This is a genomic window from Streptomyces sp. NPDC008079 (assembly GCF_042957385.1).
Taxonomy (GTDB): domain Bacteria; phylum Actinomycetota; class Actinomycetes; order Streptomycetales; family Streptomycetaceae; genus Actinacidiphila.
This window is the reverse complement of record NZ_JBIBIC010000001.1, coordinates 297,192-310,300: the sequence shown is the minus strand read 5'-3', so window position 1 is coordinate 310,300 and position 13,109 is coordinate 297,192. Positions and strand designations below refer to the sequence as shown.

The following is a 13,109-nucleotide window of genomic DNA, read 5'->3' as shown; positions in this document are numbered from 1 at the left end:
GATCTCACGACCTTTCGGCGTGGCCGAAGACAGGCGCGCGCCGCACAGGCACGTGCCGCACCGCCACGCTCACCTGCACTTTCAGCCTACTCCGGCAGCCGCTTCCGGGGGCTGTCACCGGTCGCGGGCCGACTCCTCGGCCGACTGTCGGCCGACTCGAACTTCTGGGGGCCAGGACGTGAGCCGGGTGGTCAGGCCGCCCACGGCGGTACCGGGTCGTGCAGGTGCCGCGCCCGCTCGACGAATTCCACCAGCGCCACGCGCTGCCCCGGGCTCAGCTCCCCCGCGAGCCCCGACTCGCGGATGTGCGCCCGCACCAGCAGGTAGTGGCTGTCGAACATCCCCATGCCCGGCAGCGCCCGCAGCAGCGCCTCCACCCGGATGCCCGCCGCGTCCTCGTCGCCCGCCGCCGCCCTGCGCAGCACTCGCGACAGCCCCACCATCCCCTCCGCCGCCACCTCGCTCAGCACCAGGGCCCTGCGGTGACTGGCCTCCCAATCCTCAGGGTCCGTGGTCCCACGGTGACGCGACCCCATGATCGTCATGGCCACCACCTCGCTCCCTTTAGTCCCTTTTATCCCTCTCCCCGGACGAGCGTACGCCCGTCCCCCCGCCCCGCAAACGGCTCACTCCCCGTGACCGTACCGGGCCCCTGCGTGGGTTTTCCCAAGGCCGGGTCACCGGCGGCGGCCGTCGGTTACTGTGCGCGAATGTCTTACGCGCGGATGGACGGCGGGCGGAGCGCGCGGGGCGGCCCCGCCGGGCAGGGCGGATACGGCGCGTACGGCGGCTATCGGACGGGCCTGCTGTGGCTGGGCGCGGGCGCGGCCTTCGCGGTGCTCGCACTGGGCCTCGCGGTCGCACTGTTCGGCATGATGGAGTTCGACGAGCGGTGCGCGCAGGGGATGACGAAGGGCCCCGGCCCGCTGGTGCGCACCCGGAACCAGGCGTTTCCGCCCGCCACCGTCTGCGAGTTCCGCGACGGCGACGTGACCTCCGTCGGCGGCGGCGCGCTGCTCACCGGACTGCTCTGGGCCGCCTTGCTGTTCATGACCGCGTGCGTGTTCCTCGCGCTGCTCGCCGAGTGCTTCGAGCCGCCGCTTCGCGGAGCCTTCGCCAGCGAGCTGGTCGTGCCGATGTCGCGGGACGAGAAGGTCCGCCGTACGGGGGCGGCGTTCTTCGTCACCGGCTCCTTCTTCCTGATGATCTACGCGCTGGCGGGCTGGAAACTGCTGGCCGGGCCGTCCTCCGCGTGCTCGGCGGGCGCCGACTGGGGCAGCGGCCCGCCGCGCACCGTGACGTACAGCTTCTTTCCGCCGCAGGCCACCTGCCAGTACACCAGCGGCATGACCGACCGGATCAACCCCGACTGGCTGGCCTCGCTGACGGCCGAGATGATCGCCCCCGCGCTCCTGGCGGGGCTCGGGTTCTTCCTCGCGTGCCGCCGCAGGAGCGCGGAGCGCCGGACCGGGCGACCGGCCGGGCGACCGACGGGGCGACCGGCCGGGCGACCGACGGGGCGACCGGCCGGGCGACCGGCGGACGCCACGAGCGCCGACCGGACACCGGCGACGTAGCATCGCCGCATGGAGCAGCGGATTCTTGGCAGGACGGGCCGGAAGGTGTCCGTCGTCGGGCTCGGGACATGGCAGTTGGGTGCCGACTGGGGCGAGGTGCGCGAGGCGGACGCCTTCGCCGTGCTGGACGCGGCCGTCGCCTCGGGCGTGACCTTCTTCGACACGGCCGACGTGTACGGGGACGGCCGCAGCGAGCAGTTCATCGGGCGGTATCTCAAGCAGCGCCCGGACGCCGGGGTGTTCGTGGCCACCAAGATGGGCCGCAGGGCCGAGCAGGTGCCCGAGAACTACGTACTGGCCAACTTCCTCGCCTGGAACGACCGTTCGCGCGCGAACCTCGGCGTCGACACCCTCGACCTGGTGCAGCTCCACTGCCCGCCCACGGCCGTCTACTCCTCGGACGAGATGTACGACGCCCTGGACACGCTGGTGGCGCGGGGGCGCGTCGCGGCGTACGCGGTGAGCGTCGAGACGTGCGAGCAGGCGCTGACCGCCATCGCGCGGCCCGGCGTCGCGAGCGTGCAGATCATCCTGAACCCCTTCCGCCTCAAGCCGCTTGAGGCGGTGCTGCCCGCGGCGGCCGAGGCGGGCGTCGGCATCGTCGCGCGGGTGCCGCTGGCCTCGGGGCTGCTCACCGGCAAGTACACCCGCGACACCGTCTTCGCCGCCGACGACCACCGTACGTACAACCGGCACGGCGAGGCGTTCGACCAGGGCGAGACCTTCTCCGGCGTGGACTTCGAGACCGGCCTCGACGCCGCCGCCGAATTCGCCGCGCTCGCGCCCGAGGGCGCCACGCCCGCGCAGACGGCGCTGCGCTGGATCATCCAGCAGCCGGGCGTCAGCAGCGTCATCCCCGGCGCGCGCGATGTCGCCCAGGCGCGGGCCAACGCCGCCGCTGCCGCGCTGCCGCCGCTGACCGACGCCACGCTGGACGCGGTGCGCGAGCTGTACGACCGCCGCATCAGGGCGCAGGTGCACGGCCGTTGGTGAGGCACGGCTGAGGCACGGCTGAGGCGCGGCTGAGGCGCGGCTGAGGCACGGCTGAGGCACGGGTGCGCCGCCGGGCGGTTCGTGACCGACGGGTGCCGACCCGCTCGCCGGGCCGCCGCCCGCAGGGCCTACCGTCTTGCGGATGACTGCGAATGCTGCCAATGCTGAATTCCCCGGCGCCAGCGGGCCGTACGCCACCACCGAGGCGGAGCCGCGCGAGGTGGGCCGGGTGCGGACGTCGTACGCGCCGGATCACGACGGTGACCCCGACCCCGGGGAAATCGTCTGGACCTGGGTGCCGTTCGAGGAGAACGACGGGCGCGGCAAGGACCGGCCGGTGCTGGTCGTGGCGCGCGAGGCGGGCGGCACGGTGCTCGCCGTCCAGCTCTCCAGCAAGCGCCACGACAACGACCACGAGTGGGTGCCGATCGGCACCGGGCCCTGGGACCGTGAGGGCCGCGAGTCCTGGGTCGCCGTCGACCGCGTCCTGCGCCTGCACGACCAGGGCATGCGGCGCGAGGCGTGCGCCCTGGACCGGGGCAGGTTCAACCTCGTCGTGAACCGGCTCAAGGAGTTGTACGGCTGGGCGTGAGCCCCCGGTCGCGCATGACGCGTCGGGCTGACGCGTCGGGCTGACGCGTCGGGCTGACGCGTCGGGCTGACGCGTCGGGCTGACGCGTCGGGCAGCCGCGTCCACCTCCGCGGCGGTGGACGCGGCTGCCCGTACGTCGACGCGTACGCCGTACGAATGCCGGCCGCGTCGTACGGTTACGGCTGCTCGTTCGACGGACGGGTGCCGCCGCCGAGCTGGTCGTTCAGCTTGTCCTGGACCTGGTCGACCTGGCCGCTGTACTTGTCGCCGGTCTTCTTGTCGACCATGTCACCGGCCTTTTCGACGCCTTGGTGCGCCTGGTCCTCGTGACCCTTCAGCAGGCCCTTGAGCTTGTCGAGCATGGACATGGCTGCCCTCCTTGGGGGAACGCCTTGCTCTCCCCGTTGCCCTCCCAGCATCGGGGCCCCCGAAGGTTTTCGCATTCCGGACAGGTCCGGACGAGTTCGTACGCTCTCCGGGGACGCCTTCCGGAGCGTTTCCGCGGCGTACGGTCCGGTGAACGTATCCGCGTACCGGCGTATTGGCGTGTTGGCTTACTGAAGTACCGGCGTACGGCTCAGGCGGCCTCGGCGGTCGCGCCGTCCAGCGCGGCCAGCAGCCAGTCGTGCGTGCTGCCCGGGGTCGGCTCCGCCGGGCCGAACAGCTCCCCGGCGAGCTGCCAGTAGCGGTCGATCCGGGGGTCCGCGCCGAGCACCCCGCCGAGGCGGCGGCGGAAGGCCGGGGTGTCGCGGGCGCCGCGCGAGCGGGCGTACGCGGCGACGAAGCAGTCCAGCGCCTCGCCCTCTTGCGGTCGCCGCCCGGCCCGCAGGTGCGGGGCGGCGAGCCCGTACGCCTCGATGAGGCCGTCGTACAGGACGGCCGGGCGGTAGCCCTCCTCGGGCCGGTGCGCGGCGGGCTGGGTGGGGTCGCGGCCGTCGCCGGGGCTCGTGCCGGAGGCTTTTCCGGAGATCTTTCCCGCACCGTCGCAGCTCCCCGACACCAGCGCGTGCAGGCGCGCGAAGGCCAGGGCCTGCGCCGGGGTCGGCGCCTCGGGGAGCTGCGGAATCGTCCCGTCGAGGATGGCCGAGACCAGCCGGGCGGGCATCCGCGGCGGCAGCCAGCGCCGCCAGAAGCGGGCCATGGCGGCGGTGCTGGGCGGGCTCGGCAGCGCGCCGACCAGCAGCAGCCGCTCGGCGCGCTCCCCGGGGCCGCAGTCCTGGAGCGCCTGGAGCGCGGCCTCGCGCCAGCGCAGGGCGGCCAGGCCCGCGCCGACCTCGCGCAGTTGCCCGGCGATCAGGCCGTCGAGCACGTCGGCCGCCGCGTCGGCCCCGGCCGCGCTCGCGCGGTCGTCCTCGTCGAGGACCCGGTGGACGTCGGGGACCGCGAGGCCGAGGCCGCGCAGGGAGCGGATCGTGCGGAGCCGGTCGAGCGCGGCGGGGCCGTACCTGCGGTGGCCCCCGCTGCTGCGGCGCGCCTCGGGGAGCAGGCCGCGGTCGGAGTAGTAGCGGACGGTCTTGACGGTGACGCCCGCGCGTTCGGCGAGTTCCCCGATGGTCCACAAACGGTCAGGCGGCACGGCTTGAACCTCCCTCAGGGGGAGTTCCTACGGTACCCGCGGCCGGGAAAGCGGCCGTTCCGCAGGGTGACCGAGGAGATCTCATGACGGCGTACGTACTGGTGGCAGGCGCTCACACCGGCGGCTGGATCTGGCGGGAGACCGCGCGGGCGCTGCGGGAAGCGGGCGCGCGGGCGTATCCGGTGACGCTCACCGGCATGGGCGACGGCGGCCGTCCTGCCGGGCCCGACACCGATCTGGAGACGCACATCCGGGACGTGCTGGAGGTGATCGACGCGGTGGCCGCCGCCGAGGGGCCGGTGGTGCTCGTCGGGCACGACTACGGCATCCACCCGGTGGTCGGCGCCGCCGACCGCCGCCCGGCGCGTACCGCCCGCGTCGTCCATCTGGACACCGGTATCCCGCGGGACGGCGATCCGCCGCTCGCGCTCTACCGCGACCAGGAGCTGCGGGACCGCGCGCAGGAGGGTGACGGGCCGGTCCCGCCGCCGTCCGGCCCTGAGGAGTGGGCACGGCACGGCAGTACGGCCGGGGTCCCGGCGGACGCGCTGGCCCGGCTGACCGACCGCGCCGCTCCGCAGCCGCGCGCCACCCTCACCCGGCCGCTGCGCCTGACGGGCGCGGTCGCGGCGCTGCCGGTGACGGGCGTCTTCTGTACGGCGAACGGTTCGAGCATCGCGCTGGTCGAGACGCTGGTCGGGCTCGGCGACCCCCGGCTCGCCGTGCTCACCGAACCGCGGGTGACCTTCTTCGACCTCGGCACCGGGCACTGGCCGATGCTGTCCGCTCCGCGCGGGCTGGCGGACGTCCTGCTGCGGGCGGTCGCGGGGGAGGGGCGACGGCTCGCGCCCAGGGGTGAACAGGCCCCCCGGCAGCGGCCGTTCCCCCTCCCCGTCCCCGAACTCCCCCGCGAGCGGCACGGTCGCGTCGACCTCCACCTTCCCCGTGCCGAACGCCCGTCCCCCGCCGTCGTGTTCGTCCACGGCGGCCCCGTATCGCCGGACGTCCGCCCGACTCCGCGCGACTGGCCGGCCTTCCTGGGCTACGCCCAACTCCTGTCCTCCCAGGGCGTGGTGGCCGCCACCGTCGACCACCGCTTCCACGACCTCACCGACTTCGACCGCGCGGCCCACGACGTGGCCGAGGCCGTCGCCCTCGTCCGGGCCGACCCCCGCGTGGACCCCGACCGTGTCGCCCTCTGGTTCTTCTCGGCGGGCGGCCTGCTCTGCGCCGACTGGCTCGCGGCCCCGCCGCCGTGGCTGCGCTGCGTCGCCCTGAGCTACCCCGTCCTCGCCCCCCTCCCCAACTGGGGCCTGTACGCCACCCGCTTCCACCCCGCCCCCGCCGCCCTCCCCACCGTCCTCACCCGCGTGGCCCTCGAGGTCCCCGAAATCGCCGCCACGGTCGACCGGTTCATCGCCTCGGCCGCCTCCTCCGGCGCGCCCCTGGAGGTCGTCGAAGCCCCCGAGGCCCACCACGCCTTCGAATCCCGCGACCCCGCCCGCGTCTCCACCCCGCCCCTGCGCGCCGCCGTCTCCGCCGTCCTCGGCCACCTCACGGCGTGAGCGCGGCTCGGAATCCCGGACGCCGGACGCGGGGCATCGCAGTGGCGGTCGCCGGGACGGCCCCGAGCCGAGCTTATTGACAACGACAACCGTTTTCGTATAGTGGACGTCATGGCACGCAACGAAGTACGTCCCGTGATCAAGCTCCGGTCCACCGCCGGTACCGGATTCACCTACGTCACCCGCAAGAACCGTCGCAACGACCCCGACCGCATGGTGCTGCGCAAGTACGACCCGGCGGCGGGCCGGCACGTGGAGTTCCGCGAGGAGCGCTAGGCCCTGACGGGGTCAGAAGAAGGTCGGCTCGCGAGGGGTGTAGGGGGCCTCGAGGGAGTCGACCTCCTCCCGGGTGAGCGTGAGGTCGAGCGCGGCGGCGGCGTCGGCGAGGTGGTGGGGCTTGGTCGCGCCGACGATGGGGGCGGAGACGACCGGGTTCTTCAGCACCCAGGCCATCGCGACCTGGGCCATGGGGACGCCTCGGTTCCGGGCGATCTCCTGGACGGCGTCGACGATGGCCCGGTCGGCGTCGAGGAAGATCGGGCGGTCCTGCGGGTCGACGGTCCGGTTGACGGCCGCGCGCGGCGTGGAGCGCTCGCCCCAGGGCCGGGTGACCAGCCCGCCGGACAGGGGACTCCAGGGGATGCTTCCCACGCCCTGGTGGGCGAGGAGGCCGAACATCTCGCGCTCCTCCTCGCGGTGGAGCAGGCTGTACTGGTCCTGCATGGACACGAACCGGGTCCAGCCGTGGAACTGCGCGGTGTGCTGCATTGTGGCGAACTGCCAGGCCCACATCGACGAGGCGCCGATGTAGCGGACCTTGCCCGCCTTGACCACGTCGTGCAGCGCCTCCATCGTCTCCTCGACCGGCGTCTGGGGGTCGAACCGGTGGATCTGGTACAGGTCGACGTAGTCGGTGTCCAGGCGCCGCAGCGAGGCGTCGATCTGCTCCATGACGGCCCTGCGGGACAGACCGGAACCGCCCGGGCCCTGGTGCATCGGCGCCCACAGCTTGGTGGCCAGGACGATGTCGTCACGCCGGGTGTACTTGCGCAGCGCCCGCCCGACGATCTCCTCCGAGGTGCCCAGGCCGTAGATGTTCGCGGTGTCCCAGAAGGTGATGCCGAGCTCGACGGCCCGGCGGAAGACCGGCTCGGCCGCGTCGTCGTCGAGGGACCAGGTCAGTCTGGTGGCGGGGTCGCCGAAGCTCATACAGCCCAGGGCGATCCGGCTGACCCTGAGCCCTGACGTTCCCAGTCGCGTGTACTCCATGGCCTGTTCCTCCTCGGTGACGCGGAGCCGCTCGCCTGCTCCGGGACGGCGGATCGCCTTCCCTTCCCACCGTGGCATGAACCGCTGCCCATGGCCTCTCACCAGGGGATTCCTGCTGTTACAGGTACTGACGGAGCCTGTCAGGCGGGCGAAAACAGCCGTACGGTTGGACGCATGGACGCCCGCACCGAATTCCGCGACTTCCTCACCTCGCGCCGCGCCGGGATCACCCCGGAACAAGCCGGCCTGCCGGTCGGCGGCGGATTCCGCCGGGTGACCGGGCTGCGCCGCGAGGAGGTCGCGCTGCTGGCGGGCGTCAGCGCCGACTACTACATCAAGCTGGAGCGCGGCAACGCCCGCGGCGTCTCCGACGGCGTCCTGGAAGCCCTCGCGCGCGCCCTCCGCCTCGACGAGGCCGAACGCGCCCACCTGTTCGACCTGGCCCGCGCCGCCGGTTCCGGAGCGCGGACACCCGCCCGCGCCCCGAAGCCTCATGTGCGCCCCAGCATCCAGCGCATCCTGGACTCCATGTCCACGACGACCCCGGCCTACGTACGCGACCGCCGCCTGGACATCCTGGCCACGAACCGACTCGGCAGGGCGCTCCTCGGCCCGGTCCTCGCGACCCCGGGGCGACCGCCCAACGTGGCCCGCTTCATGTTCCTGGACCCCGCGGCCACCGACTTCTACCGCGACTGGGAGCGGATGGCGGCGGGCACCGTCGCGATCCTGCGCGCCGAAGCCGGGCGCGACCCCCACGACAGGGCCCTGAGCGACCTGGTCGGAGAACTCGCCACCCGGAGCGACCTGTTCCGCACCCGCTGGGCCACCCACGACGTCCACCTGCACCGCGGCGGAGTCAAACGCCTCAACCACCCCGTCGTCGGCGAACTCACCCTCGCCTACGACGCCTTGGAGCTGCCCGCCGACACCGGGCTGACCATCATGGCCTACAGCGCGGAACCCGGCACGCCCGCGCGTGACGCCCTTGATCTGCTGGCCAGTTGGGCCGCGACCAACGACCGCGAGGCCGCCGATCACGCGGTCTGAGGCACGCGGGCTGACGCACGCTGACAAACCCGCGCGGTCTGCCCGCGCGGACTAACCCACGTGGACGCGGGGGCGGCGGGAGCGGTCGGGCTCGGCTTCGCGCAGGACCTCGCGGGTGACCGGGGCGACCTCGCCGTGGCCGAAGAGGAAGAAGCGGAGGAAGTTGGTGAAGGGGCTGCCCTCGGTCCACTCGAAGTAGATGTGCGGCTTGGTGCCGGTGGTGTCGCGGACGTGGAGGAGGAGGGCGGCCAGCGCGTTGGGGACGGACGAGCTCTCCAGGGACAGCACGCGGTAACGGCCGTGCAGGACATGCCCGGTGACGCGCAGGGCGGACTCGAACTCGGAGGCGTCGAGGACGGTGACCTCGACGAAGACGAGGTCGTCCTCGGGCGGGATGTCGTTGTCGGCGCGGATCTGGTGCACCTTGTCGCGGTACTCGGCCGCGTCGCGCAGCCCCGGCTCGTTGGCGATGAAGCGAATGCGGCGGCTGGCGATGTCGCGGACGAACCGCGTGGCCATGTCGTCCAACTCCACGCTGGTGACGCGTAGTTCGAAGGCGCGGGCGAGCCGGGACAGCAGCGAGACGAGGATGATCCCGGCGATGAAGCAGGCGCCGATCTTGACGCCGTCGGGCCGCTCCACGACGTTGACGACCGTCGTGTAGAGGAAGACCACCGAGATCACGGCGAAGACGACCGTCCAGCGCCGCTGCCCCGCCTTGCGGGCGGCGATCGTGACGGCCAGCGCGGCCGAGCTCATCAGGACGAGGACGCCGGTCGCGTACGCGCCGCCCTGCTTGTCGACGCTGGCGTCGAAGATCCAGGTGACGAGGAAGGCGACGAGCGTGAAGACCAGCACCATCGGCCGCACCGCGCGCGCCCAGTGCGGGGCCATGCCGTACCGCGGAAGGTAGCGCGGCATCAGGTTGAGCAGGCCCGCCATCGCGGAGGCGCCCGCGAACCAGAGGATGGCGATGGTGGAGAAGTCGTAGACCGTGCCGAAGACCGACCCCAGGTACTCGTGGGCGAGATACGCCAGCGCGCGGCCGTTGGCCTTGCCGCCGGTCTCGAACTCCTTCTTCGGGATCAGCACGGTGGTGATGAAGCTGGTGCAGATCAGGAAGACGCTCATGATCAGCGCGGCCGTCGTGAGCAGCTTCTTCGTGTCGCGAATCCGGCCGACCGGCCGCTCCTCGGTGTCACCGGGGTCGCCCGCGACGTTCGGCATGACGGCGACGCCGGTCTCGAAGCCGGACATGCCGAGCGCGAGCTTGGGGAAGATCAGCAGGGACACGCCGATCATGACGAAGACGTTGCCGCGCTCGGCGGTCAGCGCGTGCGACCAGTCGGTGACGACGTGCCCGGCGGTCGCGACGTGCCAGAAGCCGGCGATGACGACCACCACGTTGAGCGCCAGATAGAGCCCGACCAGGACGACGGCGATCCCGATGGCCTCCAGGAAGCCCTTGAGGAACACCGCGCCCAGCAGCGCGACCAGGACCAGCGTGATCACCATCTGGTGGCTGTGCAGCGCCGTGGCGAAGTGCGGATTCTCCACCAGGTGGGTGGAGGCGTCGGCGGCCGAAAGGGTGATGGTGATCAGGAAGTCGGTGGCGGCGAAGCCCAGCAGCGTCAGGACGAAGAGCTTGCCCTTCCAGAACGACAGCAGCCGCTCCAGCATCGCGATGGAGCCCGCGCCGTGCGGGCTCTCCTCGGCGACCCGCCGGTAGACGGGCAGCGCGCCCGCCAGCGTGACCAGGACCAGCACGACCGTCGCGATCGGCGACAGCAGCCCGGCCGCGAGCGCCGCGATGCCGGGCTGGTAGCCGAGGGTGGAGAAGTAGTCCACGCCGGTCAGGCACATCACCCGCCACCAGCGCTGGCCCTTGTGGGCGGGCGCGGCTTCCCGCTCCGCCGCCCCGCCGCCGCCCGACTGGTGCTTGCCCATGTCGGAGAGACCTTCGAGCAGCCAGGCCCTGAAGCGGCTGCGCGGGGGCGTCGAGGACCGCTCGGGCGGGACGGTCGTGGTCATCCGGAGGGCTCCTGGGGTGCGGCGGATCGGTCGGGCCATCGCGGATGACGGCCCGGCCAGCGTACGCACCCCTGCCCCGCTGACACATGATCGGCCGCCCGGGGTGTTCCGGGCGGCCGACCAGGCATTTCATCGGGACGGTGGGGGCTTTGCCGGGGTCTGTCCCGGCGCGCCGGCCACCGCGGCCCGCGAGTCTTAACGCTTTCTTAGCGGCCCCGCGCGAAACCTGTACGGATCTCCGTATGGACTTCGCGCGAGGCGCTTGTCACGAGGTGTCGCTCAGCGCGCGCTTCTCACCGCGCGCTCCTCACCGCGCGCTCCTCGAAGGGCAGCCGTCACCACGCCGACGGAGCCGGCGGTGCCACGACCGGCGGGCGGTCGTCGCAGGTGATCGTGTTCGGCAGCTCCCACGACGCGAACCACGGCCCGGTCGTACCGCCGCCGGTGTTGCCGCCGAGGTCGGTCAGGGAGAACTCCGAGCCCGCGGGCGTGAAGTTGAAGGAACCGCAGTTGTTGACACCGACGGCGCCGACATTGCGCGCGACCACGTTCTCGAAGGACGCGGAGCCCGCCACCCGGCCGCTGACCACCGAGGTGCCGGTGCCGTCGACCTTGATGTCCTTGAAGTGGACGTTGGTGACCGAGTACAGGTCCTTCACCGGCCAGTCGGCGACGAGCATGATCGCGTTGTACGTGTTGTCGAGGAAGTTGTCCCCGGTCACCCGGATGTCCGCGTCGATGTTCTTCTCCAGCGCGTAGAACCAGATCGCGCCGAGCCCGATGTTCCAGTTCAGTTCGTACGTGCCCGCCCTGACCGTGGTGTTGTCCGTGATCCACAGGTGGCCGGTGAACGCCTCGGAGCCGAAGCGGGAGCCGACCTGGATGGCGCTGCCCTCGCGGATCGGGTCGGCGATCAGGTTGTTGGAGACGGTGTTGTCCGTGCCGCCGTAGAGCGCGATGCCGTTGGCGAGCACCGGCGTCTGCACGGTGTTGTGGTCGATGGTGTTGCGCGCGTCCTCGGTCTTCTCCGACCACAGCGCGAGCGCGTCGTCACCGGTGTTGCGCAGGAAGTTGTTGGAGACCGTCGAATTCGTCACGCCGGTGTGGAAGTTGATGCCGTCGGCGATCTGGTCGACGATCACGTTGTTGGTGATCCTCAGGTTGCTCATCGGCCCGTCGAACCACATGCCGACCTTGGTGTGCTGGATGTACAGGCCGTCGATGGTCGAGTTGCTCAGCGAGCCGCCGATGCCGTTGACCTGGTCGGTGTCGATGCGCTCCCGGACGTCGCCCTGGATCGCGAAGCCGGACAGGTGGACGTTCGAACTCCCGCCCTTCGACGCGTCCTTGCCGTAGAAGCCGACACCGGTGTGGACGCTTCCGTCGGGCGCCGGGGTGGCGAGGTCGACTTGGCGGCCCTTGATGATCGTGTACCAGCTACCCGCGCCCTCGATCGTCACGTTGTCGACGACGATGTGCCGGTTCACCTGGTACGTGCCCGGCGGGATGTACACCTTCAGGTGCGCGAGCTTCGCGAAGGCGATGGCCTTGTCGATGGCGTTCGCCGAGTCGCGGCGGCCGGTCGGATCGGCGCCGAAGGCGAGGACGTTGGCCGCGATCAGGTCGATCTTCGGCGGCGCGACGAGCTGCGAGTCCAGCAGGTCGATCGTGGTGGTCGCGGCGGTGGCGCCCGCCGGGACCTGGAGCCGCACCTTGTCGCCCGCGCGGTACGTCTTCCCCAGCGACAGCCGCTGCTCGTCGTAGAAGTGGTTGGGGCGGAACGGCTTGGCGAACACCGGTGCGGGCGTGGTGTCCTGGGGCACGCAGGCGCACTCGGTCACCCAGTAGTCGGGGTGCAGGACGTCGGCGCCCGGGTCGTTCGAGAACGGGTACAGGTTGTAGAGCCACGCGTACTGCGAGGTGAGCGTCAGGGCCTTGCGGTCCTTGCCGTTCACCGTCACGTCGAGCGGCGAGGTGATGCCGCCGCCGGTCGGCGCGTCCGGGATGCTGTACCGCACGTTGATCGCGTTGGCGGCACTCGGAAGGGTGAACTCGACGTACTGGCCCGGCTTCAGCGACACCGCCTTGCGGCCCGACGCCTCGGCGGGCAGCGTGTACGCGTCCCGGCCGGGGCCGATGACCGTGCCGTTCGTCGCGGCGTTCTCCGCCTCCTGCTCCGCGAAGCCGACGTTCGCGCCGCGGCCGGCGACGAGCGAGGGGTCGAGCGCGGCCCGCGTCACCACCGGGGCCGTACCGCCGCCTGTTCCGCCCGATCCCGTACCCGCCAGGGCGGTCGTACCACCGGCCATGATGCTGAACCCGACGGCTACCGCGGTCGCCGTCGCGACCACGACCGCGGCTCTTCGCCGCGGTCTGCCCGACCACTCCACCACAGCGCCTGTGCTGCTCCGTGACATCGAAAGCTCGTTTCTGTCGAGACCTGCCGAGAGGGTGAG

The 13,109-nt window shown here is 72.1% G+C and carries 12 protein-coding genes; 6 read left to right on the top strand and 6 right to left on the bottom strand.

Annotation, left to right across the window (positions count from 1 at the left end; translation table 11 throughout):
• Window positions 1–191: 191 nt before the first annotated feature.
• Entirely contained in the window at window positions 192–545 is a 354-nt protein-coding gene (locus ACFZAM_RS01210; RefSeq protein WP_355339698.1) for a hypothetical protein, read from the bottom strand.
• A 165-nt stretch (window positions 546–710) separates the two neighbouring features.
• Between ACFZAM_RS01210 and ACFZAM_RS01205 the strand changes: the two genes are divergently transcribed.
• From ACFZAM_RS01205 to ACFZAM_RS01195, 3 genes are all read left to right on the top strand, one after another.
• A complete protein-coding gene (locus ACFZAM_RS01205; RefSeq protein ID WP_391041832.1) occupies window positions 711–1,577 on the top strand; it encodes a hypothetical protein in 867 nt (288 codons plus the stop codon).
• Between the two features lie 9 nt (window positions 1,578–1,586).
• Window positions 1,587–2,570: an aldo/keto reductase gene (locus tag ACFZAM_RS01200; RefSeq protein WP_391041830.1), complete on the top strand. Its 984-nt coding sequence runs from the start codon at window positions 1,587–1,589 to the stop codon at window positions 2,568–2,570.
• A gap of 142 nt (window positions 2,571–2,712) precedes the next feature.
• Window positions 2,713–3,162 (top strand): type II toxin-antitoxin system PemK/MazF family toxin, encoded by a 450-nt coding sequence (locus ACFZAM_RS01195; RefSeq protein WP_355339707.1) that lies wholly within the window; start codon window positions 2,713–2,715, stop codon window positions 3,160–3,162.
• Window positions 3,163–3,338: 176 nt separating this feature from the next.
• On the opposite strand, the gene ACFZAM_RS01190 is transcribed toward ACFZAM_RS01195, so the two are convergent.
• Window positions 3,339–3,530, bottom strand: a complete 192-nt coding sequence (locus ACFZAM_RS01190) for an antitoxin (RefSeq protein WP_355339710.1) — start codon at window positions 3,528–3,530, stop codon at window positions 3,339–3,341.
• A gap of 209 nt (window positions 3,531–3,739) precedes the next feature.
• Window positions 3,740–4,738, bottom strand: a complete 999-nt coding sequence (locus ACFZAM_RS01185; RefSeq protein WP_391041828.1) for a MerR family transcriptional regulator — start codon at window positions 4,736–4,738, stop codon at window positions 3,740–3,742.
• An 83-nt stretch (window positions 4,739–4,821) separates the two neighbouring features.
• On the opposite strand from ACFZAM_RS01185, the gene ACFZAM_RS01180 reads away from it, so the two are divergent.
• Window positions 4,822–6,303 carry an alpha/beta fold hydrolase gene (locus ACFZAM_RS01180; protein WP_391041826.1) on the top strand — a complete coding sequence of 494 codons (1,482 nt, stop codon included), beginning with the start codon at window positions 4,822–4,824 and terminating at the stop codon, window positions 6,301–6,303.
• A 111-nt stretch (window positions 6,304–6,414) separates the two neighbouring features.
• The gene (rpmG, locus tag ACFZAM_RS01175; protein ID WP_355339719.1) at window positions 6,415–6,579 is read left to right on the top strand and encodes a 50S ribosomal protein L33; all 165 of its coding nucleotides are present in this window, start codon (window positions 6,415–6,417) and stop codon (window positions 6,577–6,579) included.
• Between the two features lie 12 nt (window positions 6,580–6,591).
• Here the strand turns inward: rpmG and ACFZAM_RS01170 are convergent, their stop codons facing one another.
• Window positions 6,592–7,572 carry an aldo/keto reductase gene (locus tag ACFZAM_RS01170; protein ID WP_391041824.1) on the bottom strand — a complete coding sequence of 327 codons (981 nt, stop codon included), beginning with the start codon at window positions 7,570–7,572 and terminating at the stop codon, window positions 6,592–6,594.
• Window positions 7,573–7,746: 174 nt separating this feature from the next.
• Between ACFZAM_RS01170 and ACFZAM_RS01165 the strand changes: the two genes are divergently transcribed.
• The gene (locus ACFZAM_RS01165; protein ID WP_391041822.1) at window positions 7,747–8,622 is read left to right on the top strand and encodes a helix-turn-helix domain-containing protein; all 876 of its coding nucleotides are present in this window, start codon (window positions 7,747–7,749) and stop codon (window positions 8,620–8,622) included.
• A gap of 51 nt (window positions 8,623–8,673) precedes the next feature.
• On the opposite strand, the gene ACFZAM_RS01160 is transcribed toward ACFZAM_RS01165, so the two are convergent.
• Window positions 8,674–10,653 carry an amino acid transporter gene (locus ACFZAM_RS01160; RefSeq protein ID WP_355339728.1) on the bottom strand — a complete coding sequence of 660 codons (1,980 nt, stop codon included), beginning with the start codon at window positions 10,651–10,653 and terminating at the stop codon, window positions 8,674–8,676.
• A 335-nt stretch (window positions 10,654–10,988) separates the two neighbouring features.
• Window positions 10,989–13,070: a glycosyl hydrolase family 28-related protein gene (locus ACFZAM_RS01155; RefSeq protein WP_391041820.1), complete on the bottom strand. Its 2,082-nt coding sequence runs from the start codon at window positions 13,068–13,070 to the stop codon at window positions 10,989–10,991.
• Window positions 13,071–13,109 lie beyond the last annotated feature (39 nt).

Bases quoted from the DNA above. Each gene is read 5' to 3' on its own strand.
- ACFZAM_RS01155 (WP_391041820.1), bottom strand. From the start codon at position 13,070: ATGTCACGGAGCAGCACAGGCGCTGTGGTGGAGTGGTCGGGCAGACCG.
- ACFZAM_RS01180 (WP_391041826.1), top strand. From the start codon at position 4,822: ATGACGGCGTACGTACTGGTGGCAGGCGCTCACACCGGCGGCTGGATC.
- ACFZAM_RS01170 (WP_391041824.1), bottom strand. From the start codon at position 7,572: ATGGAGTACACGCGACTGGGAACGTCAGGGCTCAGGGTCAGCCGGATC.
- ACFZAM_RS01205 (WP_391041832.1), top strand. From the start codon at position 711: ATGTCTTACGCGCGGATGGACGGCGGGCGGAGCGCGCGGGGCGGCCCC.
- ACFZAM_RS01160 (WP_355339728.1), bottom strand. From the start codon at position 10,653: ATGACCACGACCGTCCCGCCCGAGCGGTCCTCGACGCCCCCGCGCAGC.
- ACFZAM_RS01165 (WP_391041822.1), top strand. From the start codon at position 7,747: ATGGACGCCCGCACCGAATTCCGCGACTTCCTCACCTCGCGCCGCGCC.
- ACFZAM_RS01195 (WP_355339707.1), top strand. From the start codon at position 2,713: ATGACTGCGAATGCTGCCAATGCTGAATTCCCCGGCGCCAGCGGGCCG.
- rpmG (WP_355339719.1), top strand. From the start codon at position 6,415: ATGGCACGCAACGAAGTACGTCCCGTGATCAAGCTCCGGTCCACCGCC.
- ACFZAM_RS01200 (WP_391041830.1), top strand. From the start codon at position 1,587: ATGGAGCAGCGGATTCTTGGCAGGACGGGCCGGAAGGTGTCCGTCGTC.
- ACFZAM_RS01210 (WP_355339698.1), bottom strand. From the start codon at position 545: ATGACGATCATGGGGTCGCGTCACCGTGGGACCACGGACCCTGAGGAT.
- ACFZAM_RS01190 (WP_355339710.1), bottom strand. From the start codon at position 3,530: ATGTCCATGCTCGACAAGCTCAAGGGCCTGCTGAAGGGTCACGAGGAC.